At 46.4% G+C, this 26,153-nt stretch carries 19 protein-coding genes; 12 read left to right on the forward strand and 7 right to left on the reverse strand.

Features of this window, described 5'->3' with window-relative positions:
* Positions 1-20 precede the first annotated feature (20 nt).
* From PJF56_RS10245 to prmA, 6 genes are all read left to right on the forward strand, one after another.
* A complete protein-coding gene (locus PJF56_RS10245) occupies positions 21-2,714 on the forward strand; it encodes an NHLP bacteriocin export ABC transporter permease/ATPase subunit (RefSeq protein ID WP_283762573.1) in 2,694 nt (897 codons plus the stop codon).
* A 168-nt stretch (positions 2,715-2,882) separates the two neighbouring features.
* Positions 2,883-3,908 carry a cyclic nucleotide-binding domain-containing protein gene (locus PJF56_RS10250; protein WP_283762574.1) on the forward strand — a complete coding sequence of 342 codons (1,026 nt, stop codon included), beginning with the start codon at positions 2,883-2,885 and terminating at the stop codon, positions 3,906-3,908.
* 68 nt (positions 3,909-3,976) lie between these two features.
* Entirely contained in the window at positions 3,977-5,599 is a 1,623-nt protein-coding gene (locus PJF56_RS10255) for an NHLP bacteriocin system secretion protein (RefSeq protein WP_283762575.1), read from the forward strand.
* 96 nt (positions 5,600-5,695) lie between these two features.
* Positions 5,696-7,903 carry an NHLP family bacteriocin export ABC transporter peptidase/permease/ATPase subunit gene (locus PJF56_RS10260; RefSeq protein ID WP_283762576.1) on the forward strand — a complete coding sequence of 736 codons (2,208 nt, stop codon included), beginning with the start codon at positions 5,696-5,698 and terminating at the stop codon, positions 7,901-7,903.
* A gap of 280 nt (positions 7,904-8,183) precedes the next feature.
* Positions 8,184-8,975: a TrmH family RNA methyltransferase gene (locus PJF56_RS10265; RefSeq protein WP_283762577.1), complete on the forward strand. Its 792-nt coding sequence runs from the start codon at positions 8,184-8,186 to the stop codon at positions 8,973-8,975.
* A 77-nt stretch (positions 8,976-9,052) separates the two neighbouring features.
* Positions 9,053-9,955, forward strand: a complete 903-nt coding sequence (prmA, locus tag PJF56_RS10270) for a 50S ribosomal protein L11 methyltransferase (protein WP_283762578.1) — start codon at positions 9,053-9,055, stop codon at positions 9,953-9,955.
* 230 nt (positions 9,956-10,185) lie between these two features.
* Here the strand turns inward: prmA and PJF56_RS10275 are convergent, their stop codons facing one another.
* From PJF56_RS10275 to PJF56_RS10290, 4 genes are all read right to left on the reverse strand, one after another.
* The gene (locus tag PJF56_RS10275; RefSeq protein ID WP_283762579.1) at positions 10,186-11,076 is read right to left on the reverse strand and encodes a hypothetical protein; all 891 of its coding nucleotides are present in this window, start codon (positions 11,074-11,076) and stop codon (positions 10,186-10,188) included.
* 52 nt (positions 11,077-11,128) lie between these two features.
* A complete protein-coding gene (locus PJF56_RS10280) occupies positions 11,129-11,803 on the reverse strand; it encodes a vWA domain-containing protein (protein ID WP_283762580.1) in 675 nt (224 codons plus the stop codon).
* 83 nt (positions 11,804-11,886) lie between these two features.
* Positions 11,887-12,222: a XisI protein gene (locus PJF56_RS10285; protein ID WP_283762581.1), complete on the reverse strand. Its 336-nt coding sequence runs from the start codon at positions 12,220-12,222 to the stop codon at positions 11,887-11,889.
* Entirely contained in the window at positions 12,210-12,626 is a 417-nt protein-coding gene (locus PJF56_RS10290) for a XisH family protein (RefSeq protein WP_283762582.1), read from the reverse strand. Before PJF56_RS10290 ends, PJF56_RS10285 begins: the two co-directional genes overlap by 13 nt.
* Before the next feature lie 252 nt (positions 12,627-12,878).
* Here PJF56_RS10290 and PJF56_RS10295 point away from each other — a divergent pair, with 252 nt between their 5' ends.
* From PJF56_RS10295 to PJF56_RS10310, 4 genes are all read left to right on the forward strand, one after another.
* Positions 12,879-14,147, forward strand: coding sequence for an FGGY-family carbohydrate kinase (locus PJF56_RS10295; protein ID WP_347179514.1), 1,269 nt, complete (start codon positions 12,879-12,881; stop codon positions 14,145-14,147).
* Between the two features lie 228 nt (positions 14,148-14,375).
* Positions 14,376-16,841, forward strand: a complete 2,466-nt coding sequence (locus PJF56_RS10300) for a hybrid sensor histidine kinase/response regulator (protein ID WP_283762584.1) — start codon at positions 14,376-14,378, stop codon at positions 16,839-16,841.
* Positions 16,838-17,836 (forward strand): diguanylate cyclase domain-containing protein, encoded by a 999-nt coding sequence (locus PJF56_RS10305; protein WP_283762585.1) that lies wholly within the window; start codon positions 16,838-16,840, stop codon positions 17,834-17,836. Before PJF56_RS10300 ends, PJF56_RS10305 begins: the two co-directional genes overlap by 4 nt.
* A 51-nt stretch (positions 17,837-17,887) precedes the next feature.
* Positions 17,888-19,192 (forward strand): hybrid sensor histidine kinase/response regulator, encoded by a 1,305-nt coding sequence (locus PJF56_RS10310; protein WP_283762586.1) that lies wholly within the window; start codon positions 17,888-17,890, stop codon positions 19,190-19,192.
* 139 nt (positions 19,193-19,331) lie between these two features.
* Here PJF56_RS10310 and PJF56_RS10315 read toward each other — a convergent pair whose 3' ends face one another.
* Complete coding sequence (locus PJF56_RS10315) at positions 19,332-19,664, reverse strand: (2Fe-2S) ferredoxin domain-containing protein (protein ID WP_283762587.1); 333 nt, start codon at positions 19,662-19,664, stop codon at positions 19,332-19,334.
* Positions 19,665-19,689: 25 nt separating this feature from the next.
* Complete coding sequence (locus tag PJF56_RS10320; protein ID WP_283762588.1) at positions 19,690-20,169, reverse strand: hypothetical protein; 480 nt, start codon at positions 20,167-20,169, stop codon at positions 19,690-19,692.
* A 129-nt stretch (positions 20,170-20,298) separates the two neighbouring features.
* Between PJF56_RS10320 and aroA the strand changes: the two genes are divergently transcribed.
* Complete coding sequence (gene aroA, locus PJF56_RS10325) at positions 20,299-21,648, forward strand: 3-phosphoshikimate 1-carboxyvinyltransferase (RefSeq protein ID WP_283762589.1); 1,350 nt, start codon at positions 20,299-20,301, stop codon at positions 21,646-21,648.
* Between the two features lie 195 nt (positions 21,649-21,843).
* Positions 21,844-25,302, forward strand: coding sequence for a PAS domain S-box protein (locus PJF56_RS10330; RefSeq protein WP_283762590.1), 3,459 nt, complete (start codon positions 21,844-21,846; stop codon positions 25,300-25,302).
* A gap of 157 nt (positions 25,303-25,459) precedes the next feature.
* Here the strand turns inward: PJF56_RS10330 and PJF56_RS10335 are convergent, their stop codons facing one another.
* Complete coding sequence (locus tag PJF56_RS10335; protein WP_283762591.1) at positions 25,460-26,146, reverse strand: hypothetical protein; 687 nt, start codon at positions 26,144-26,146, stop codon at positions 25,460-25,462.
* Between the last annotated feature and the right edge of the window lie 7 nt (positions 26,147-26,153).

Raw genomic sequence — 26,153 nt, forward strand, 5'->3', positions numbered from 1 at the left:
CTCATGGTTTTTAATTAACAATGAATCAAAACTCAACTACTCAAACCCTGATTCGAGGCAATGAACCGCTTCTTTTAAATGACCCTAATAAGGTTTGGCGGATCGAGTCAGGTGCAATGGTAGTTTTTGCTGTCGGTGTGGTAGATGGCGTGGCACAAGGAGCGCGTCGTTACCTGTTTAGCGTGACAGCTAATGAGGTTCTATGGGGTCTAGCGGATGTAGGTCAAGTGCCTTATCAATTGGTGGCGATCGCCATTGAAGAAACCGCCCTAAGTTCATGGAGTCTGAAGGATTTTCTCCAGCAAGGACAAGGAAATGGCGATCGCGCCCCCTCTCTTCAAGGGCACTTAGAACAGTGGAGATCTCGCCTCAACTCCCCCTTCACAAACACCCACAGTGCCTTTACCCCACCCACTCTAGAAAAGCTCGAATCAACCGCCGCACTTGCGTCCTATCTCGACCAACTGCACCAAGATTTTCTCCATAGCTTAGACCAACTCGAACAGGAAGAACTAGCGGATAAGCTCACCCAATTTCAAGAGCGCCAACGCCTCAATCAAAACACTCAACGCAGTAGTATCGGCGATCTCGTTTCCATCCTCAAACCCAAACAAGCCGAATTTCTGCAAGAAGGAACCCCTCTGTTGGTGGCTGCGGGGGCAGTGGGAAGAGCCATAGGACTGGAAATTCGCCCCCCGGCACACTCAGAAAATACGGAGCGGACAAAAAACCCCCTAGATGCCATCGCCCGCGCCTCCGGTATTCGCATTCGTCGCGTCTTATTGAGCGATCGCTGGTGGGAAAAAGACTGTGGCGCTATCCTCGCCTATACCCAAGAAAACCAACATCCCGTGGCACTCCTCCCTGGAAAACGGGGGGGTTACGACCTCTTCGATCCCGTTGCCGAAACCCGCACTCCCATCACTCGCGCTCTTGCCTTCCAACTCGATCCCGTCGCCTACACCTTTTATCGACCGTTCCCCGATAAACATCTCAACTTCCTGGAACTGTTGAGATTTTCCCTACGCGGTTTAAGTCTAGATGTAATCACCATCGTGCTGATGGGCATTCTCGCCTCCTTAGTGGGAATGGTGGTTCCCCAAGCCACTGGTATCCTGATGGATCAAGCCATTCCCGATGCCAACCGCAGCCTAGTTTGGCAAATTGGACTTGCTCTCTTAGCGGCTAGTTTTGGTAAAGCCATTTTCGAGTTAGCCCAGGGGTTTGCCATTCTGCGAACCCAAGCCCTATTCAACTTCGCCAACCAAGCGGCGCTCTGGGATCGGTTGCTGAAGCTGCGGATGTCTTTCTTTCGCCAGTATGCGACTGGGGACTTAATGGATCGAGCCACCGCCTTCGATCAGATGCGACAACTGCTGACGGCGAATGTGATGCGATCGCTCTTTACGGGCGTATTTTCCCTGCTGAATTTGGGCTTGATGCTGTTGTATAGCGTACCCCTCACCCTAGCGGCTGCGGCGATCGCGATCGCCAACATTATCGTCACCCTCATCGTCAGCAACATCACCCGCAAAAAAATGCAACCTTTGCAACAAATTCAAGGAGAAATCTTTGGATTAACCGTCCAACTCATTGGTGGTGTTTCCAAACTCAAAATTGCCGGAGCAGAAAAGCGGGGCTTTGCCTACTGGACAAAAAAATATAGAGAACAACTGATGTTAACCCTTAGTACCGAGGGCGTTGAAGATGCCATAAACCTCTTTAATACCCTCTTACCCACAGTTAGTTCAATTATCATCTTTACCGTAGCCTTTCAACTAATTAACACCGCCCAAGCCCAAGGTCAACCTGGACTCTCAACCGGAAAATTTCTAGCCTTTAATGCCGCCTTTACCATTTTGATTACCGGTCTCACAAGCCTCAGCGATACTCTGATTCAAGTTCTAGAAGTTTCCGTTCTCTGGGAACGAACCCAACCCATTTTACAAGCCATTCCAGAAGTCGATCTTTCCAAAGCAGATCCGGGAAAACTCAACGGCGATGTAAAACTCGACCGCGTCACCTTCCGTTACCGAGAAGATGGCCCTCTGATTCTCAACGAAGTCACCATCGAAGCCAAAGCCGGAGAATTTATTGCCCTGGTGGGGCCTTCCGGAAGTGGCAAATCTACCACGATTCGTTTACTTCTAGGATTTGAAACCCCAGAAGACGGAACCGTATATTATGACGGTCAAGATTTAAGCGGTTTAGACATTTCTGCTATTCGCCGACAATTGGGAGTCGTTTTGCAAGGAGGACGCATTAATACCGGTTCAATTTTCGAGAATATTTCTAGTGGTGCATTAGTCACCATGGATGAAGTTTGGGAAGCCGCACAAATGGCCGGATTTGCCGAAGATGTGGAAAAAATGCCCATGGGAATGCATACCGTAATTTCTGAGGGTGGCGGTAATCTTTCCGGAGGACAACGCCAACGATTACTGATTGCTCGTTCCCTAGTTTTAAATCCCAAAATTCTCATTTTTGATGAAGCTACCAGTGCCTTAGATAACCGCACCCAAGCCATTGTCAGTCAAAGTTTAGATAGTCTCGATGTCACTCGGATTGTGATTGCTCACCGTCTGAGTACCATTGTCAATGCCGATCGCATCTATGTGATTGAATCGGGTTTTGTGGTGCAACAAGGAACCTTTAACGAACTCGCCGCACAACCCGGTTTGTTCGCGCAATTGATGGCTAGACAAATGGCATGATTTAGGAAGGCAAAAGTCAAAAGGCAAGAGGCAATAGCTTGGATAGCTTAGGATCTAAGGCTTCAAGCTGTACCTCATAGAAGAGAAAATCGCTATAAATCCCTAACCCTCCCTCTTGCCTTTTCCCCCTTTTGCCTCTTGCCTTTTCCCCCCTTTTGCCTTAAAACTATGAAACAAACCATCGCCCAATTTCCTTATTTTGAAGTCCTCAAATCCCAGGATATTGATTGGATCGTGTCCCAATCAGCCTCAGAGGACTGTCAACCCGGAACGGTTCTGATTCAACAAGGTTCTTCTGTTGAATCGATCTATTTGTCCTTATCTGGAACGTTAGCGGTTACCGTATCTGGAGAACAGCAAGCGGAACAAGAACTGAAACAACTCCATGAGGGAGAAATGATGGGAGAAATGTCTTTTTTAGACAATCATCCCCCTTCAGCAACGATTAAAGTGGTTGAACCCTCGAAAGTGCTGTCGATTTCTAAACAAAAGTTAGCGCGAAAGTTGGACAGTGATGGAGATTTTGCGGCTCGATTTTATCATTTGTTAGCTTTAAAGCTCTCCGGTCAGTTGCGGGGACTCTCCAATTTATTAACTCACACAGAAGCCACAGCCGCAAGTCAGCCTTTACGCAAAGTTTTGTTGGTGTTTTCGATTTTAACCGATCGCGACATTTCCTGGGCGATCGCCAATGGCACATCGCAAAAAGTCACCCCCGGAACGACTCTGATTGAACAGGGAAAGCCCGTACCTGCGGTGTATATTCTTCTCGAAGGCAACCTCGGTATCTATATTTCCTTATCCGATAATGGACGCAACCGCGAGAAACAAGTCGCCAATTCCTTTAAGGGGGAAATCCTAGGAGAGATGTCCTTTGTAGAAACGGGAATGGCTTCAGCAACGGTAAAAGCGGCGGAAAAATCTTGGGTACTGGCGATCGATCAACCGAAACTAGCGGCTAAACTAGAACAGGATCGCGGGTTTGCAGCTCGGTTTTATCGGGCGATCGCCATTGTACTCTCGAATAGATGGCGCGATCGCCTCTTCCGTCGAGGGTTTGCTACCCTAGAGAGCGAGCAAACTGACCTCTTATCCGAAGATATTGAAGCTGAAGATGAACTCGATCTCGATGTCATTGACGGAACAGCGATCGCCGGAACCCGCTTTGATTGGATGATTCGGCAACTGCGTTAGGTAATCATAAATGATGGGTGCATCTATTATAAAAATTATTAATTGTTAATTGTTAATTATGAATTGTTATGCCTAGTCAAGAAAAAGATTCAAAATCGAGTATTTTTCGCCAAGAATCTTTAGATCAACTTTCCTCTCCAGAACGACTCGATCAGCTCATGCAAGTAGTGAGTCCCAAAGACTGGCTACCTTTAACAGTTTTGGGAAGTTTAGTCTTTATTGGGTTAGTTTGGAGTGTGTTCGGACGCATCCCCATTACCGTTCAAGGTAAAGGAATTCTCATCGATCCTCGCCGCATTGTTGATTTCCAATCTCCCATTTCTGGACAACTTGAATCCTTGCATGTCGAACCAGGCGAATGTGTCGAGAAAAATACTCTTTTAGCCACCATTAACCCCTCAGAACTACGAAATAAACTGGCATTAGCACAAACGAAAAAAGCAGAATTAGAAGAGCAATATAACCAAACGGCTCTGATCCTCAATCAAAAAAATAGCCGAGAGCGAGAGGAGATCGCCGCTTCTAGAGCCAGTATTCAACAGCGCCTGAGCGATACCCAAGCCGTTACTCCCCTGCTCAAAGAGCGCGGTTTAGACTCCATTGCCCAGCAGCGAGAGAGCTTGCAGGAACAGTTAGCCAATACGCAAAACCTCAGCCCCATCCTCAAAGATACAGTGTTAGAGGCGATCGAGGAACAACGTCAGAGCGTGCAACAGCGCCTCGATAATGCCAGAGAACTCGCTCCCGTTTTAGAAGACAGACTGCAAAAGCGTCAAGAATTAGTCATCGAAGGGGCGATCGAAGAAGATTCCGTATTAGACGCTAAACAAGCCTATATCGGAGCTTTAGAAAGTATTTCCGAACTCGAAGCCCAACTGAAAAATCTCGATGTTCAAGAAGCCGATGCTAGACGACAATCTGTAGATAATCTCAGTCAAGTGAGCAATCTACAAGCCCAAATCAAAGGACTAGAAGTTCAAGAAACGGAAGCAGAAAAGCGGTATCTAGATAATATCAATGAAGTGGGAAAACTTGCCACCGAACTGCAAGAATTAGAAACTAGAGAAAAGCGTTTAGAGCAAGAAAACCTTGAACAACTCAATACCAAACGCAATCAAATTCAGGAAGTAGCGCGGGAGATTATTCAACTCGAACAACAGATTGCTGAAAAGAGTGAAATTCTCAGCCCTAACTCAGGTTGTATTCTAGAAACGACCGTGACAACTGGGCAAGTGGTATCAACAGGAACTCGCTTGGGCGCAATGAATATGAGGGGAGCAGAGGGCAATATGATTGGCATTACTTACTTTGCGCTTAAAGATGGTAAAAAAATCAAACCCGGAATGCCGATTCAAATCACGCCAGATATTGTTAAACAACAGCGTTATGGTGGAATTGTCGGCACAATTACATCCGTTTCCGATTTTGCCGTCACCGAAGCGGGAGCAACCACCATTGTGGGTAATTCAGATGTAGTTAAGGGATTAATGTCTAGTGGTGGCGTGATAGAAATCAGGGCAGAATTACAAGAAAATGAGGATAACTTTAGTGGCTATCAATGGTCTTCTTCCCAAGGGCCAAACCTGGACATTACTCCAGGAACGACGGCAACGGCTAGAGTGAGGGTAGAGGAGCGATCGCCGATTACTTTCGTCTTACCCATTTTACGGGAATGGACAGGAGTGTATTAAATGATCTCAAATCCGGAAAATCAGTTACACTATGTCATTAAATACCATGATTTCCAATTTTTCCTAGTCAGTTTCTAAATATTCATATTACCGATTATGACCCAAGCAACTCAGGAAAAAGAAAAGAAAGAGAAAACCTATAAGCGGGTGAAAACGCCGACCGTGCTGCAAATGGAAGGGGTTGAATGTGGAGCGGCTTCTTTAAGTATTATTTTAAGTTACTACGGCCGGATTGTTCCTTTACCCGAACTGCGAATTACTTGTGGGGTTTCTCGTGATGGCAGTAATGCTGCGAATGTAGTTAAAGCAGCTAGAACCTATGGAATGCAAGCGAAGGGATTTAAGAAAGATCCCATGAAGCTTAAAGATGTGAAGCCTCCTTTCATTGTGTTTTGGAATTTTAATCACTTCCTGGTTGTTGAAGGATTTGTTAAAGATGAAGTGTATTTAAACGATCCCATGGATGGGCCAAGGAAAATCTCGTTTGAGGAATTCGATCGCGCCTATACGGGGATTGTCTTGATCATGGAACCGGGGCCGGACTTCAAAAAAGGGGGGCGAAAACCCAGCATGGTTGCTGCTTTATATAACCGCCTCAATGGTTCTTTGGGAGCGATTTTATACTGCATTTTAGCAGGTCTTCTGCTCGTGATTCCTGGGTTAGCCGTCGCCGTTTTTAGTCAAGTCTTTGTGGATAATATTCTGGTGGAAAACCGCATGGAATGGCTGCGGCCGCTGATTTTGGGGATGATTTTAACGGCGATCGTCCAAGGAATGCTCTCCCTACTACAATTTCGGTATCTCAGACATTTGCAGATTAAGCTTTCGGTCACCATGTCCGGTAATTTCCTGTGGCATGTTTTACGATTACCCCAGAGATTTTATGCACAAAGGTTTGCCGGTGAAATCGGCGATCGCGTCAACTTGAATACCAAAGTCGCCAATATTCTCTCTGGTGAGTTAGCGAAAACCGTCATTGATGCCATGGTTGTCGTCTTTTACGCGGTAGTTATGCTCGCCTATGACTGGGTACTCACCCTCATTGGCATCTTCTTTTCCGCCGTAAATGTCATAGTTTTGCAGTGGGTAGCACGGCGACGCAAAGATACCCACAGCCGCTTAACGCAAGATGAAGGTAAACTAGCCGGTGTCAGTATTGCTGCCTTGCAAAGTATCGAAACCCTCAAATCTGCGGCCCTAGAATCCGACTTTTTTGCCCGTTGGAGTGGATATTACGCCAAAACCACCAATGCCCAACAAACATTAGGCGTTCCCGATCAAATATTAGGAATTCTCCCTTCTCTTGTCACCTCTTTAACCACCTTATTTTTGCTGGTTGTCGGTGGCTTTCGAGTTATGAGAGGCGAATTAAGTATCGGGATGTTAGTCGCATTTCAAAGCTTAATGACCAGCTTTCAACAACCCGTTAGCACCCTGGTTCAATTTGGTTCTACCCTGCAAGAATTAGAAGGCGATATTAACCGTTTAGATGATGTCCTCGATAACGAAGTCGATGCCCAAGTTGCCCAAGAGAACAAAAATCAGAAGGCTCTTCAAGTTTATGCCCATACTTCCTACAAACTACAAGGATATCTAGAACTGCAAAATTTAACCTTTGGCTATGCAAAAGTTAATCCCCCATTAGTCGAAGATTTGAGTTTAAAACTCCAACCCGGACAGCGCGTTGCCCTAGTCGGAGGCAGTGGTTCAGGAAAATCAACTGTTGCTAAATTAGTGGCTGGACTCTATGAACCTTGGTCAGGTGAAATTCTGTTAGACAGTATTCCCAGAGGCGATATTCCCAGAGAAGTATTAACCAATTCTCTATCCATGGTGGAACAAGATATTTTCTTATTTGGTGGTACAGTCCGAGATAATCTCACCCTTTGGGATAGTACCATTCCCAATTCCCAATTAATTCGAGCTTGTGAAGATGCCAAAATTTTGGATGCCGTTTTAGCCATTCCTGGAGGACTCGACGGGAGTTTATTGGAAGGCGCAGGAAATTTAAGTGGAGGCCAGCGCCAGCGTTTAGAAATTGCCCGTGCTTTAGTCAACGATCCCTCCCTTTTAGTGATGGATGAAGCGACCAGTGCGTTAGATGCAGAAACGGAGAAAATTATCGACCAAAATTTGCGTCGCCGAGGTTGCACCTGTTTGATTGTAGCTCACCGCTTGAGTACGATTCGCGATTGTGATGAGATTATTGTTTTAGAACAAGGAAAAGTAGTACAACGTGGAACTCATGAGGAAATGAAACAGGATGAAGATAGTGTTTATGCTCGATTAATTCAATCGGAGTGAGTTGAAAATATCGCGATCGTATTCTGTATGTGTACCAATCCAAAACCAGTAAACAAGTATTTATCTTAGAGTATTTAAAATTGACAGCCATTTTACTGTAGTGCCGTGACACAGCTAAAATGAGGCTATAGATGTAGTGCGAGCATCTTGCTCGCTTCCTTTCTCTAGCGAGCAAGATGTTCGCATTCTTTTCTCTAGCGAGCAAGAGGCTCGCTTCCTTTCTCTAGCGAGCAAGATGCTCGCATTCCTTTCTCTAGCGAGCAAGAGGCTCGCATTCCTAATGTTAACCAGTCTGCAAAATCCTTGGGTGAAACACCTGCGAAAGTTGCATCAACCTAAAGGGCGCAAACAAGCCCAATTATGTTTATTAGAAGGAACCCATTTGGTGGAAGCTGCTTGTCAAGTGAATGCAGCTTTAGACAGTGCCGCGTATACCCCGGAATGGTTGGCGAAAAATCCCCGGTTAGGGGAGCAACTGCAAGGGTGCTGTCAACGGGTGGAGCAGGTGAGCGCGGAGGTTTTAAGGTCCATAGCTACTACGGTGAATCCTGATGGCGTAATTGCTACCCTAAAACGGGACTCCCCCAAACCCCTCTCGCCACGACTCAACCGACTAGGGCTAATTCTAGAAACTCTGCAAGATCCGGGGAATTTGGGCACGATCGCTCGCACGGGTGCGGCGGTAGGATTAGAGGCGATCGCCCTCAGCCAAGATAGTGTTGATTTAGACCATCCCAAAGTCCTGCGGGCTTCTGCGGGCGCTTGGTTTCAGGTTCCGATGGCGATGCAACCGAGTTTACCGGAGTTTATCGCCCAATGCCGTCAAGAACAGATGCAGATTATTGCCACGACTGCGGACGCACCCCAAACCTACTGGGAAGTCAACTGGACACAACCGACTTGGGTGTTATTGGGCAATGAGGGGGCGGGGCTATCCTCAGAACTCTTGGAGTTAGCCGATCGCCAGGTGAGCATTCCCATCGCTAAGGGTGTAGAATCATTGAATGTGGCGATCGCTGCTGCCCTCATTGTTTACGAGAGCCAACGACAATGGACACACTCCCATCCCTGATTTCCTTAAGATCCCATATTTTGATAAAGTCAAAAAGAAATACGACTCGCTAAGGCGCTCAGGGAGGCTCAGGTATTTTGGCAAAGCACTGGTGGGAAATTCAAATACTCTGCGATCCAGCCTTAGAAGACCTGATCTTCTGGCGTTTAGACCTATTTGGCTGTCAAGGAACCAGCAGCGAAGCTAAAGGGAACTCTCGGTTGGTGCAAGCTTACTTACCCCAAGAACAAGCCCAACTCCTAGATTTAGCGGCTTTATCCATCAGTTTTCGCCAAGATGCCATTACCGTCTCCTTACCGGTTCCTGGAGTTCACTGGCATTTAATTGATGAAGAAGATTGGTCAGTAACCTGGAAAAAACATTGGCAACCCCAACCCATTGGCGATCGCTTCCTCATCTGTCCCGCTTGGTTATCCGCTCCTGAAGCCCCTGAACGCCATCTTTTACATCTCGATCCAGGGATCGCCTTTGGCACAGGAGATCATGCCACAACCCAACTGTGCCTAGAGTCCCTAGAAATGCGCCTCAGCATCAACCCCCAAGAGAACCAAGAGATTGTATTAGCTGACATCGGCTGCGGTTCAGGGATCTTATCAATTGGCGCTCTTTTATTGGGCGCTCGTCAAGTTTACGCCGTCGATACCGATCCCCTCGCCGTTCGCGCCACGGTCTGTAATAGTAAACTCAACCATTTGGGAGGCGATCGCCTAATTACAGCCCAAGGAAGCATCAACGAACTGCTCGAAACCCTTCCCGGCCCTGTCGATGGTATCTTGTGCAACATCCTCGCTGAAGTCGTGATTGACCTCATTCCCAAATTTGAAGCCATCTCTAAACCCAACACCTGGGCCGTAATCAGTGGCGTACTCTTAGATCAAGCCAAACCCGTGGCCGATACCTTAGAGCAACATGGCTGGACAGTTGCCACCCTGTGGCGACGGAAAGAATGGTGTTGTTTCAATATCCGTCGGGAAGAATAGGGAATGGGTAATGGGTAATTGGTAATGGGTAATTGGTAATGGGGAATAGGGAATAGGCAAAAGGCAAAAGGCAAAAGGCAGGAAGTAATTTCTCCGCGTCCCCGCGTCCCCGCGTCCCCGCGTCCCCGCGTCTCCGCGTCCCCGCGTCCCCGCGTCCCCGCGTCCCCGCGTCCCCGCGTCCCCGCGTCTCCCCATCTCCCCATCTCCCCATCTCCCCATCCTTTAAAAAATCAAATTTCCGCCACTGCCCGTTCAATCAAACGATGGGCTAGGGTCTGGATTCCCGTATGTTCATAATAATTCGTACTCATGTCCAGGAATGCCCCTAGATAATCTAATTTATCATCGCTAAATTCCACAAAACTTTGCAGACTATTGGCCACATTCGTCGGCGTAATGCCGCGATCGCTGACAAAATCGCCCATCCAACCCGAAACCGAACTAAAAGATTCGCCAATAAAGCCTAACTTACTGCCCGGATCGTCCCCTGGAATCACCCCTTGCAACTGCTGAAATTCCTCATTTTCCTCTAAATCTCCCGCCGACAAATTCCCAATCCAATCCGAAACCACCCCTAGAAAATCTGGCCCCAAAGGAATTAACCCATCAAAACAAACCAACGCCGCCATCCGCATTAACGACTCCCCACTATAATCGCCTAAAGCGCCGACAAAATCACCAATACTATCGCCAGGAATGCCATTAATTGAGCAAAAGCCCACCAACTCTCCCACCACTTTCAAAGATAAATCAATACTTTGAGTCTTAGCTGGCTTAGGAGTCATCCGAGTCAACAAACCTCCAACCAAAGGAATTTTATCCCCAACCATATTCGCTAAGGTAGCAGCACCCAGGGCACGACCCGTTCCGCTAATGGTCTGATAAATCCAGAGGGCCCGTTGATAGCCTTCTCCATCGTCATTGAACAGTTCAATAGCACGATTACCAATCGCTTGAATCATCTCTTGATCTTCTTCGCCGGTAATCGTGCAGATGGTATTTTCAAACCCCACCAAGTTATCCCACTCTCCCGGAACCACAAAATCTAGGGCACGCAAAGCCTTAATCGTAATATTATCCGTGGGCAGTTCATCGACTAATTCATAAATCGGTTTACTCATTTTTTTTCCTCAATTACTTCTGAAACTTAAAACAATTTACTCATTACTCCTGTCAAACCGTGCCCCAACCCGGAGGAGGGAGCGCCACTTGATCGTCGAGCTTAGAATGGGAAACCGCAGACATAGAAGCCGATAACCATAGGAACATTTCCACAAAATTAAGTCCTTTTAATTTTACCGGAGTCCGCACCACCATCTCGCTTAACTGGGCTAAATCAGCATTTTCCACACCCACGGCAAAAAACGCCACCTGTTTATTATTTTCCGCTTGTTGAATGCGTTGGGCTGCTTTTTGCACCACCTCTTCCGGTTCCCCTTGGGGCGCTCCATCGGTGATTAAGAATACCCAAGGGCGATAATAGGCAATCCCATTAGCGCGATATTCCGCTTTTCGTGCTTCAATTAAATCTAAGCCCGTATTAATAGCACTGCCCATATACGTCATCCCTGATGCTCTAAGTTTCGGGGTTTCAAATTGATCGGCGGTTACAAAGTCGAGTTCGACCTTAATTTCATTGTTAAAACTGACAATGGCCACTTCTACCCGACGAGCGGCTAAAGTATCTTTATTGAGATCGGTGCGAAAGGTTTCTAAGCCCTGGTGTAAAGCATCAAGAGCTTCTCCTTGCATGGAACCAGAGGTATCAAGCAAGAGGACACAGGGACAACGGGGTTCTGGGTTCTCCGCAAATTCAACGGCTTCATCAAGTCTTAAGGGTTCTGGCATGGCGTTCGGCTAATCTCTACTCCGGTTCTATGCTACTCAAAAGTATATAGTGCAATGTGCGGGTAATGGGCCATCCGATTGCCTTAAATGGGCGCATACTCTGTATATTGCCGCATGTTAGGGTCTTGGAAGCCTAACACAATTTTGTCTTTGGCTACTCCTCGATTCACCAGTTCTTGAGCAATTCTCATTTCGGTCATGTTATGCTGCACCCAGATCTTGCCGTTGATAATATCGAGGTGCAAGACACAACCATAGACGCGGCGATCGCCATCCCATCCAATATTGACCACTTGATAATGATCTTGTTGAGTATCAAAAACAGTGTAGCAATCAATCTCCCCGTTGGCGATGGGAATGGCAGCATATTCGGTTAATATGGACTGAATGATCTGGCGATATTGTTCTAGGATATCCATCGTACAATCACCTCTTTTTCTGGATCGTAAATGATTTGTTTAATTTGATATCGTTCTAGGGAAATTTGTGTGAATTCTCGCTGAAAAAATCCTTTATAGGTTCTGGTGGGTATGGCTAAATATAACCTTCTTGTCGGATCGTTAATTTCCAAGGCGAGCTGATAATTCAAAAACTGTCCTAATGCTGCATGGTAATCGGTTAGGGGGGAATCGCTCAAAAATGTCTTGATTTCAACGGCTATTTTTTCTTCCCCTCGCTCTGCGGCTAATAATTGCTCTGCGCCTAAATCAAGTTCAAACTTTGTTCCAGCAACTTCGAGTCGCAAGGGATCATCTGTAATGTTCCACTGCTCCTTTTCTAGGGCAATTCTAACCGCAGAATGATATTTATCTCTAGCTGCCATCAGGTTTTTAGTTCTAGAAGGAACAATTTCTTGAGTAAGAATACTTTAGCTATCTTTATCTAAGAATTCATTATATATTACTTCTAATGGGTTGGTAAATTTGAAGTGCCCTCTCCCTAAATCCCTCTCCCACGGGAGAGGGACTTTCCCCCTTCTCCCTTCGACTTCGCTCAGGACAGCGCCTGCGGGAGAAGGGGGTAGGGGGATGAGGGGCAACTGTTGATAACTCAAACTCAATTGAAAATGCTGGATATGGGATTAGCGTTAGGAATGGATTTTGGCACATCGGGAGCTAGGGCGATAATGCTGGACATCGCTGACGCGATCGCCATTAACCCAGATCGGGCGATCGTTGCACAAGCAACCTGCACTTATAATCGCCAGCATCCCCAAGTCTGGAAAACGAGCCTGTTTTCCCTATTGGAGCAACTGCCGTTAGACTGTCGGCAACAGATTAAGCGAATTTTGATTAATGGCACGTCTGCAACGGTTTTGTTTTGCGATGAGCAGGGAGAGGCGATCGCCCCCCCACTGATGTACAATGACGACCGGGGAAAAGCCATGATTCCCCAAATACAAGGGTTTGCCCCTGCGGATCATCTCGTTTTGAGCGCCACATCGAGCTTGGCAAAACTCCTTTGGGGACTCGAAAACCTATCCTTAGATGGCTCCATTTATTTTCTCCATCAAGCGGACTGGTTAGCCTCTTTACTCCACGGACAACTCGGAATCAGTGATTATCACAATGCGCTCAAACTGGGCTATGATGTCCAGAATCTCTGCTATCCGGACTGGTTTCCCCAACTTCCCAATCACCTAACGTTACCGAAAGTTTATACACCCGGAGAGGCGATCGCCCCCATTCTCCCCCAAATTGCCCAACAATTTTCCCTCCCCCCCGATTGTCTCATTTGTGCCGGAACCACCGACAGTATCGCCGCCTTTATCGCCAGTGGTGCATCCATTCCCGGCGATGGGGTGACCTCCCTCGGCTCCACCTTAGCGTTAAAATTGCTCAGTGAAACCCCCGTCAATAATAGCCAGTATGGGATTTATAGCCATCGATTCGGCGATCGCTGGTTAGTTGGGGGAGCCTCCAATACCGGGGGTGCAGTGCTGCGACATTTTTTCTCTGACGTAGAATTAGAGACCCTATCGAGTCAAATCAACCCCAACCCAGAAAGTCCCCTAGACTACTATCCCTTACTCAAAAAAGGCGATCGCTTCCCCATCAACGACCCCAACCTCCTCCCCCGTCTCGATCCCCGTCCAGAAGATCCCATCCAATTTCTCCATGGACTCCTACAAGGAATTGCTCGTATTGAAGCTCTCGGATATCAGCGACTCTCCGAACTCGGAGCGACTCCCCTCCAACGCCTGTATACGGCAGGAGGAGGTGCAAAAAGTAATACTTGGTCGCAGATCCGGCAAACCTATTTATCCGTTCCCTTTCTCACTCCCATCAGTCCTTTAGCTGCCTATGGGAGCGCCCGTCTAGCCCTGAAGTTCATATCAGAATAAATGCTGAAAAACTTAAATTGACGTATTAAAATAAACCGAACCATAAATATGACAAGTTTTTAAGCCAATTTGAGATGAGACAGAAGTTGATATAATGAGTAGATTATAAAAGGATAGCGGATAAGAGCCGGTTATCTATGGGGTTGACCAGATCTAAAAAACTCGCCCCTCAAATCAACTATCAACTATTAATTGTACATCGATTGACTTACGGTTTTGGTGTGAACTATGAAAAAAAAAGAGAGAGGATCATCGGAAAAACCCGCTGAACTCTTGCCATCAAAAAACCATAACCGGGGTGCATCAAATCAGCCATCAAGATCTTTTTGGTCTATTGTAATTATCGATCGAGATCCCGAAATTTACCACATTTTTACGACTCAGTTTCATGACTTTGTATTTGCAGGAAAACCCTTGCAGGTCGAATGGATAGATGAAGCAGAAGCCGCTCGAAATTACCTAGAAGCCCACTCAGAACTGAGTATTATATTTGTTAATCTAGATTTAGAAAAACCTAGGGGAGGTTTAGATCTGGTTCAGTTTATCAGGGAAGATCTCGAAAACCCATCTCATCGGATTATTGTATGCGCCCCAGAGCCAGATCAAGCCCTAGAATTCTCCATCTTGCTCAATTATGACATTAATGATTATCAGCAGAAAACCAACTTAAACCCACAAACCTTGGGTATGAGTTTAGTCAAAGCCTTACGCTCCTATCAGGAAATTCAAACCTTAGAAGAAAACCGCAAGCAACTTACTGCCCTATCTACCCAACTCAAACACTTAAATCAAACCCTAGAAGCCCAGGTACAATCGAGAACCCAAGAGTTAGAAACCAAAACCAAACAACTAGAGCAAGAAATTAGCGATCGCACCCTAGCCGAAACCGATAAGCGAGCATCCGAAGATAAATTTTCCATCGTCTTCCAGTGTACCCCCCACCCAATCACCATTACCTCCATGAAAGATGGGCGACATCTAGAAGTCAATGATGCTTTCCTAAGAACCACCGGATACACCAACGAGGAAGTGATTGGGCGCACCGCCGTCGAATTGCAATTATGGACAAAAATGGAACAGAGGGTCAACCTTTTTGAAACCCTCGTTAGTCAGGGCTTTATCCGCGATTATGAATTTGAATTTTGTACCAAATCTGGAGAGCGTCGGATTACCTTACTCTCCGCCGAGATTATCAAACTGAGGGGAGAAGATTGTTTACTCTCGGTTACCAATGATATTACCCAACGCAAACAAGCAGAAGAAGCCCTAGCCCAAGCTAAAGAAGCCGCAGAACATGCCAATAAAGCCAAAAGTGAATTTTTGGCCAACATGAGCCATGAGCTACGCACCCCCTTAAATGCGATCCTTGGCTTCACCCAAATCATGAGTCGAGATCCCTCGCTCAAACGGGAACACCAAGAAAATCTAGAGATTATTGGGCGATCGGGCGAACATCTTCTAGAGTTGATCAATGATATTTTGGAGATGTCCAAAATAGAAGCCGGTCGAGTTACCCTTAATCCCAGTAACTTCGATCTCTATCGCCTGCTGAAAAGTATTGAAGAAATGCTTCAGCTTAGAGCCACCTCCAGAGGATTGCACCTGCTCTGTGAATACGATCCCAATGTTCCCCAATTTATTAGCGGAGATGAAGGAAAACTGCGCCAAGTATTAATTAATTTACTTGGTAACGCCCTGAAATTTACTCACGATGGGGGGGTGGCATTGCGAGTCAGTGCCAAATCAGAACCCAATAAGCTCAATCAGGTCATTGAGTTTCAGGTCGAGGATACCGGGCCGGGAATTTCTCCCGAAGAACTAGAGCATCTGTTTGAACCCTTTACCCAAACCGAAACCGGGCGCAAATCCCAACAAGGGACAGGATTAGGATTACCCATTAGTCGCCAGTTTGTGCAGTTAATGGGGGGAGATATAACCGTCACTTCCCAAGTCGATCGCGGATCGACCTTTACCTTTTCCATCGAGGCAAAACAAGTAGACCCCAGTGAAATTGAGTCCTCGGTTCCCACTCGCAAGATCAAAGGATTAGCCCCCGGACAAGAGCGCAAGCGGATTTTAGCCGTAGACGATCGCCAAGAAAGTCGGATGTTGCTGCTGCAACTGCTAGGTAATTTAGGCTTTGATGTTGAAGTCGCCTCCAATGGCCAAGAGGCGATCGCCATCTGGAAACGGTGGTATCCCCATTTGATTGTCATGGATATGCAAATGCCCATCATGGACGGTTACGAAGCCACCCGGCAGATTAAAAGTAGCACCAAAGGTCGCAGCACCATCATTTTTGCCCTCACTGCCAGTGCCTTTGAAGAAGAACGCAATTTAGTCCTCAGTGCTGGATGTGATGAATTTTTACGCAAACCCTTCCGAGAAAATGTCCTCTTAGAAAAAATTGCCCATCATCTAGGAATTGAGTATCTTTATCAAGAGAACGAGAGTTCATCCTCTCAAGCAGAGGAACTCCCAACCCGTCCTCTAGAAGACTATCTGGCAGAAATGACATCAGAGTGGATCGAGGAACTCTATCAAACAGCCATTAAAGGATTTGACGATGAAATGGTCTTGCTCATTGACGAAATTCCCGAATCCTTAAGTCCCCTTTCCCAGCAATTGTCAGAATGGGCCCATAATTTTCGCTTTGACTGTGTGGTGTCGTTAATTCAAAAGGTAAGACCATGACCACAGAATCGGAACCCATGGGAGGCGATATCTTAATTGTGGACGATCTGCCCGATAACCTGCGTCTGCTTTCCCAAATGCTGACCCAGCAGGGGTATAAAGTGCGAAAAGCGATCAACGGGGAAATGGCGATCGCCTCCTGCACCGCCCAGCTCCCGGATTTAATCCTCCTCGATATTAATATGCCCGGCATGAACGGCTATCAAGTCTGCGATCGCCTCAAAGCTTCCCCCATGACCGCCGAAATTCCCATTATTTTCTTGAGTGCCCTAGACGAAGCCAACCATAAACTACAAGCCTTCAAATCTGGCGGACTCGACTACATCACCAAACCCTTCCAAGTCGAAGAAGTCTTAGCCAGAGTAGAACATCAAATCACCCTCTGTTGCCAACAGAAAAAACTCAAGGAAGAACTGCAAAAACTCAAACAAGAGGTCAACCAACAGCAACAAACCCAACAAAACTTAGAACGGTTAGTCACCCTAGACGAACTTACCCAACTCAGTAACCGCCGCCATTTTAATGATTATCTCAAACAAGAATGGAAACGGTTATTTTCCCTCCCTTCCTATACCAGAGGATATTCCCAAGCCCTATCTTTGATTTTAGCTGATGTCGATTATTTCAAACTTTATAACGATACCTACGGCCACGTAAAGGGCGATCGATGTCTACAAAGAGTCGCTCAAACAATGAAACGAGTCGTTACCCACTCTGGCGCTTTAGTTGCCCGGTATGGGGGGGAAGAATTTGCCGTTATTTTGCCCAACGCATCCTCCGACTACGCCCTACAAGTAGCCGAATTAATTCGCGTGGAAGTCGAAGCCCTCAACATTCCCCATCGTCAATCCCAGGTGAGTTCCTATGTTACCGTTAGTTTAGGCGTAGCTTGTCGGTTTCCCAATTCAGATTTATCCCCTGAAGACTTAATTGCCAGTGCCGATCGCTCCCTCTACCATGCCAAGCAACAAGGCAGAAATTCTGTCTATCGATAAACAAATTAACGGTTAGTTAATGTCAACTTTGCTTCTACACTATCGATTCCTATGGTAAATAACAATACGGATTCAAAAAGCATTTTAATTGTCGATGATACCCCGGATAATATTCGCTTACTCTCCATGATGTTAGCCGAACAAGGGTATAAAGTGCGTAAAGCGCTTAATGGAGAAATGGCCTTAAATTCTTGTCAGGCCGATCCTCCAGATTTAGTCATTCTGGATATTAAAATGCCAGATTTAGATGGCTATACGGTTTGCGAACGCTTAAAGGTGAATCCAGAAACGGCTGAAATTCCAGTCGTGTTTATTAGTGCTTTAGATGATGTAATTGATAAAGTAAAAGCCTTTCAAGTTGGAGGCGTAGACTATATTAGTAAGCCGTTTCAGTGCGAGGAAGTATTAGCACGAGTGAGGAATCAATTAACGATTCGAGAATTAACCTTTAAATTAGAGCAAAAAGTAGACGCTCGAACGGCTGCTTTATTGGGGGCTTTTGAAAGTTTACAAAACACTCAAATTCAGTTAGTACAAAGTGAAAAAATGGCAACCTTGGGACAACTGGTTGCTGGGATTGCCCATGAGATTAATAATCCCTTGGGGTTTATTACCAATAACCTCCAATTTGCCCAAGAAGGAGTGGAGGGTTTAATGGAGCATTTGCAGATCTATCAGCAGGAATATCCTCAACCCACAGAAGCAATTGTTGAACACTCAGAGACGATTGATTTAGAGTATTTGTTAGAAGATTTGCCGAATCTTCTCGATTCCATTAAAATTGGCAGCGATCGCATCCAAGAACTGAGTGTTTCTTTGCGTAAGTTTTCCCGTGGAAATAATGATAAACCGGTAGAATCTGATATCCATGATGGACTCGAAAGTACCCTATTAATCCTCAAACATCGCCTCAAAGGAAATACCAATCGAGGCGCAATTGAAATCAAAAAAGAGTATCAAGAATTACCTAGTATCCTCTGTTATCCCGAACAGCTCAACCAAGTGTTTATGAATCTGTTAGCCAACAGTATTGATGCCTTAGATGAGCGATGTGAAAAGCAGGGGAAATCCTCAGAAGAAGCTTGTCAGATTACCATTGCAACCGAATTTATCAGCGATCGCTCCGAGATCCAAATTCGCATTACCGATAACGGGTTAGGAATACCCGAAGACATTCAAGATAAAATTTTTGAGTATCAATTCACCACCAAACCCGCAGGAAAAGGCACAGGCATAGGATTGGCGATCGTGCATCAAATCATCCAACGCCATGATGGCCTCCTCGAATGCCACTCCACTCCCCAACAAGGAACCACCTTTATCATCAACCTACCGATTAAAAATCAGATTGACTAAGCCTAAACCACGAAGAATACCGCCCTGTTTCTGGCTTCCAGGTCAGAAAATCTTGAAACGTTGTTAATTGGGGACGTGCTTGTACCATAACCAGGTTCTGCTGTATTCGAGTCGCATACGTTCACTGGGCGAGTTTATATCAATCACTGTAATATTGATATTGAAAATGGATACGAGGGTGCAAAAATTTCTGTACCGGTTCCCCTCCTTCAAGATGGGATTCAACAATCTCAGACACATTTTCCGGTTTGACCCGACAATACCAAGTCTCATCCGGTAAAACCCGTACAGTCGGCCCCAGATTACACTGACCTTGACAGCCTACCCCCTCAACTTTAACCGTTTCATTGGCATAGGCTTCAAACGCAGCTAAAACCTCAGCCGATCCTTGCCGACAACAGGATTCATGTTGACACACCCAAACACAGCGATTATTCACCTCTTCTGGAGAATTTTCCGACCCATTACCCATTACCCATTACCCATTACCAACACTTTTAATGATGAATATCCAACGATAAAATATATTGACCTAAATGCAGACGCTCACACCATAACTCATACTCAATTCTCAAGTGTTCCGGTTGCGAATACCCCGTTAAAATCAGGCTGCGGGTAAAATTCCGCAGGCGCATCTGTCCCACCTCATTAGCCGACTCTCCAGAAAGCCAATATCGAGATAATCCATACATCCCCTGCTCCCAGAAATGGCGATAACTCAATTTGCCATTCCCCTGCATCGTCATGACCACGCGATAAGGAGAAATCTCTAACCATAATAATCGCGGCGGGCCAGCTAAGGGAATGGTCGGATTAATTTCCGGGTTACGGTCGTAGAGTCCCGGTTCATTGAGTAGCAGGTGAAAGCGTTCTTGATCCTTACGGTATAACGTAGCGGCAGTTTCCACAAACGAATAAATGGGAAGATCCGTCGAGGAAAAAGACAGACTAACAGGTTTGCGGTGGTTTTTTAGCATAGGTATGAAGAGAGAACGACAATTGGCAGATTAAGACAAATTAAGAAGTGAACCCCTACCCGCCTGTAACACCATAGGGTATGATTGCGCTACAGAGTCTTAATTTTCACTTATTTTTAGTTTATCTCCATGACCGCCCCGATCGTTAGTCTAAATTTAATTGGCCCTGATGAAGATTTGATCGTGCAACCCCCAACGACTGGGGTCGCATTACAAGGCAAAATTCAAGTGCCTGGAGATAAATCGATTTCCCATCGGGCCCTGATGTTAGGCAGTTTAGCCCAAGGAGAAACCGCGATCGCCGGATTACTCATTGGAGAAGACCCCCAAAGCACAGCCGCTTGTTTCCGAGCCATGGGGGTCAAGATTACCCCACTCAACTCAGAACAGGTTCACGTCCACGGTTTAGGACTCGGATCGCTACAAGAACCCACAGATATTTTAGATTGTGGCAACTCTGGAACCACCATGCGCCTGATGTTGGGAATTTTAGCATCCCATAAAGACCGCTTTTTTAGTGTAACCGGCGATCGGTCTTTGCGATCGCGGCCCATGTCCAGAGTCATCCAACCCCTACAACAAATGGGCGCTCAAATTTGGGGACGCAAAAACCATACCCTCGCCCCTTTAGCCATCCAAGGAACCCAACTTAAGCCCATTGACTACCATTCCCCCATTGCCTCAGCCCAAGTCAAATCCTGTATTCTCCTGGCCGGACTGATGGCCGAGGGAGAAACAACTGTGACAGAACCCGCCCTATCCAGAGACCACAGCGAACGCATGTTAGCGGCCTTTGGCGCAACCGTGAAACGAGACCCCCAAACCCATTCAGTCACCGTTGTAGGGCCAGCCCAATTATCGGGACAATCGATTATTGTTCCTGGAGATATTAGTTCGGCTGCCTTTTGGTTAGTCGCCGGAGCTATTATTCCCGATAGCGACCTGATCGTTGAAAATGTCGGCATTAACCCCACCCGCACTGGTGTGTTAGAAGTATTAGAAAAAATGGGAGCGAATATCGAATTTCTCAATCAAAGAATCGTCACCGGCGAACCGGTGGCCGATTTACGGGTCAAATCCAGCCGTCTACACGGCTGCGAATTTGGCGGCGATGTGATTCCCCGCTTAATTGACGAAATTCCCATCCTAGCTGTCGCCGCCGCCTTTGCCGAAGGAAAAACCGTGATTAAAGACGCGGCTGAACTGCGGGTTAAAGAAAGCGATCGCCTAGCCGTCATCGCCTCCGAACTCGGCCGCATGGGAGCCAACATCACCGAACACCCCGACGGCCTAGAAATCATCGGCGGCACACCCCTCAAAGGAACCGAAGTAGACAGCTATACCGACCACCGGATCGCCATGAGTTTGGCGATCGCCGCCCTCAACGCCCAAGGACAAACCACCATCCACCGCGCCCAAGCCGCCGCCATCTCCTACCCCACCTTTACCCCCACCCTAGAAGAACTGCTCGGCCATTGAGGGATGAGCAGAAGAGGAGGAGGTTGCCAACGACCAACTGTCCTAAGATAGAATGAAGCATAGGAAACCTAATTCATTGTTCCTATTAAACCCTTGGTTTAAAATCTATCCCAGAGAGATCCCGAAAATCGGCCATTTCCAAGCCAGAGATTTTTCAGTTAAGCTCTGGGTAACCTGATGTGTCCCTACTCGCGAATGGACAGTCCAAATCCTACTCTAGAGTTATTGCAACTATTTGTTGAACAAACCCCCGCCTCTGTGGCCCTGTTCGACCGACAAATGCGTTATTTACTCACCAGCGATCGCTGGTTGAGTGACTATGGTCTGCGGAATACCCCCCTAAACAACCTCACCTTCTACGACACCTTTCCCCAGTGTCCAGAGCAATGGAAACCTATTCACCAAGAATGTTTACTGGGAAACTATGAAGGGTGTGAAGAACATTATTTTTTCGGAGCAGATGGAAAACTCCAATGGGTGGAATGGGATATCCGCCCCTGGCGTACCCCTTCCGGAGAAATTAATGGTCTGATGATGTTCACCAAAAATATTACTAAACGTAAACGTGCAGAGGCGGCCTGGATGAAAATTGAGAATCGCTTTAACAAACTTACAGCAAATGTACCCGGAATTATCTGTCAACTCCTCCTTAAACCCGAACACCCCATCCAATTCACTTACGTTAGCCTAGGCTGTACCAAAATCTGCGAACTCAATCCAGATGACCTCCAGCAACAGCCCCATCTATTTGAAGAATTAATTCATCCAGACGATCGCTTAGAATACAAAGCCTCAATCACCAGAGCCATTCAAAACCGCTCCTCTTGGTTTTGGGAAGGGCGCATTATTACCCAATCCGGTGAAATTAAGTGGTTAGCTTGTTCCACCTCTCCTCCAGATGAACAACACTCCATCGAACAGCAATTCTTAGACGATCTCCCCTATGACATTACCCCCAACGAATTAGTCCTAGATGGCCTCTTCATTGAAGTCACAGAACGCAAACAGGCAGAATTGAGTCTTCTGCAACAGGAAGCCCAATTAACCGCCCTGTTTCAGGCCATGACCGATCTGATCCTGGTTCTTGACCGAGAAGGACATATCCTAGAAGTTGCCCCAACCAACTCCAACCTTTTGGCTCAAGATCGGGTCGAACTCTACGGCATGAAGCTCAACGATCTCATGCCGGCTGAAAATTCTAACCTCCTACTAGCGAACCTCCGTCGCTCCTTAGAAACTCAAAAAACCATTGATGTAGAATATTCGATTATCCTGGGTGACCAAACCTTTTGGTTAGCAGCTAAAGTTTCTCCCTTAGATATGAATACTGTGGTTTGGGTAGCCCGTGATATTACCCGTCGCAAAGAATCAGAAGGAAAATTAGAACAATATCGAGATAGCCTAGAAGAACGAGTCGAACAAAGAACATCTGAACTCGAAGCAGAAGTTAAAGAACGCCAACAAATGGAACAGGCCCTACGCCAGCATGTGCAAATGTTGGATTTAGCCAATGATTCCATTATGATTCTCAACTTAGATGGAACGATTAAATATTGGAATCATGGGGCCCATAAACTCTATGGTTGGACAAAACATCAAGCACTCAATCAAAATATTCATACCCTCTTACAAACAGAATTTAGTACCCCTTTACCCACAATCCATCAAATTCTAGAAGAACATGGGTATTGGGAAGGAGAATTACAACAAACTAAGCGAGATGGAACTCCAGTAACGGTCGCCAGTCGATGGACGCTTCAGCGAGATAAGCAGGGCAATTCAGTGGCTCTTTTAGAAATTAATAATGATATTACTTATCGCTTTGAAACCGAGATGGCCTTGCGAAAAAGCGAAGAACTCTATCGCACTTTGGCCCAGAACTTTCCCGATGGTGCAGTCGTCTTGTTTGACCTCAATCTGCGGTTTACCCTCGCCGAAGGACGAGAGTTAGGGAAATTACGATTAGGGAAAGAAAAATTGGAAGGATCAACCCCAGCAGAAGTGTTTCCCTCATCGGTGAGTCAATTGATGGAATATCATTACCAAAATGCTTTGGCTGGACAAACAGAACAGTTTGAAGTGGCTTTGGGAGATCATTTTTATTTATTTCAGACCCTACCCGTCAGAAATGATGAAGGTCAAATTATGGCAGGTATGGCTTTAATGCAGAATATTACCCAGCGTAAGCGTTCTGAGGAAGCCATCCGTAAAAGTGAGACTCGCTATCGGGAAATGGCTCAACGGGAAGAGTTGATTAACCGTTTGGCTTCTCAAGTTCGCAATTCTTTGAATCTTAACCAGATTTTGGAAATTGCGGTGGTTGAAATTCAGAATTTGTTACAGGTGGATCAGTGTTGGTTTGGTTGGTATCAGTCCCAGGGAATAGAGGAACAGCAAACGCCTGAAGCTTCTCCCCATGGCTATTTAAATGTGGTGCAAGAGGCAAAAACAGAAACGTTACCATCGGTATTGGGCTGTTTTCCCGTAGAGGCCGACGATCCTCTGTTGAATAATTTACTCAATTTAGAAATGCTGCAAGTGGATGATGTGTTCAGTCATCAGGATCTGGGGATTCATCAGCTTTATGACAGTCGAGGCTATCGGGCGATCCTGTTTTTACCGATTAAAACGGCTTATGGGGAGTTGGGTTGTGTCAGTTGTGCCCATTTTGATGGCCCTCGTCGCTGGACAGAAGATGAGGTGGAATTGTTACAAACGGTAACGGATCAGTTGGCGATCGCCATTAGCCAAGCCGAACTCTATCGTCAGGCCACCTTAGCAGCCGAACAAGCCGATCGCAAAGCCACAGAACTCGAAGAAACCCTCAGACAACTCCAGCGCACCCAATCCCAACTGATTCAAAGCGAAAAACTCTCTAGTCTCGGTCAAATGGTCGCCGGTGTAGCCCATGAAATTAATAATCCGGTCAACTTTATTTATGGTAATTTAGTTCCCGCAAGAGATTATACGGCGGATATCCTCGGACTCTTACAACTGTATCAAGAAACCTATACTGAGCCAGCAGAGCTGATTGAAGAAGAAATTGAAGCCATCGATCTAGAGTTTATAAGTGAAGATTTACCCCGCCTCCTAGATTCCATGCAAGTGGGAGCCGAGCGGATTCGGGAAATTGTCCTATCCCTGCGGAACTTCTCCCGTCTTGATGAAGCCGAGATGAAAAAGGTCAATCTCCATGAAGGTATTGATAGTACCTTAATGATTCTGCAAAATCGCTTAAAAGCGAAAGGCGATCGCCCAGGAGTAGAAGTGAGCAAAAACTATGGTCAATTACCCAAAATTAATTGCTATCCCGGACAACTGAACCAAGTGTTCATGAACTTGCTCAGTAACGCCATTGATGCCTTAGAAGAACATAGCATCCCTGAGCCGAAAATTACAATTACCACCGAACTCATCGATAACAATCAAGCCATTATCAGCCTGGCCGATAATGGCCCAGGCATCCCCGAAAAAGTTCGCCAACGGCTGTTCGATCCCTTCTTTACCACCAAACCTGTCGGCAAAGGAACCGGATTAGGACTGGCTATTAGTTATCAAATTATTGTGGAAAAACACCAAGGGCAACTCAGTTGTGTTTCCGAAGTCGGTCACGGGGCAACTTTTATGATTCAAATTCCAGTCGTTTCCTGTTAAATATAATAGTAAGGCGCGATCCTATTCTGCAACCTGATTACCAATTACCCTTCTGCCGCGCGTTTCATGTCTGCGAAGCAGAAAGCGCTGTAATTGCGATCGAATTTGTATCAGGAGACGCTACAGACCTATACCTCCATTCCCAGTGCATGGAACTCTAAACCCAATCTTCATCTTCCAACGGGTTAGAGTCTGAACGCTCCCAGTCGGTTGTGTCTTGCTCTTGCTTAGGAGCGGGAGGTGGAGAAGGGGATGGGGGTGAGCTTCCATAGGGAGGAATAATCACCCGATAGTCGGCATCATAAACCGTGTCCTTGGGTTTTTCTGTCGGGCGCTCTGGGGGGTTTGGACTACTGCGATAAGTATTCTGGCTTTCTTGTTCCCCATGGCCCCAAGTTACAGGATTAGAGGGTTCTTCTTCCCATTCTTGAGGGGGTTTAGGTGGCTCTGCTTCCCAATCGTCTTCTGAATCAACTGATGAATCAACAGAGTCTTGTGATTTAGAAAAGATATTCTTACGTGGAGTTCGCTCACTTCGACTCGGCTCACTTCGACTCCGCTCAGTGACCGGGTTCGAGGTGACGTTAGCCTTCCGGGTTGAGGGGGGTTCTAGCTCGTCTATATATTCTCTATACTCCCTGACTGAAGTCGAGCTTTGTAAAATGATGGTAATTAGGCGAGAGCTAATCAATCCCAGGGTGAAGGCAATAAAAAGCCAAATACCGAGGGGCAGAGAGGGCAATTGCCCGCCTAAGAACACCACGGACATTAACGGGGTCAAATTTTGCGCTACAACGAGAAGGCTAACCCCTAGAACTCCCAATAGCACAGTTTTTTGATTCATTTGCCTA

The organism is Roseofilum halophilum BLCC-M91 (genome assembly GCF_030068445.1).
Lineage (GTDB): Bacteria > Cyanobacteriota > Cyanobacteriia > Cyanobacteriales > Desertifilaceae > Roseofilum > Roseofilum halophilum.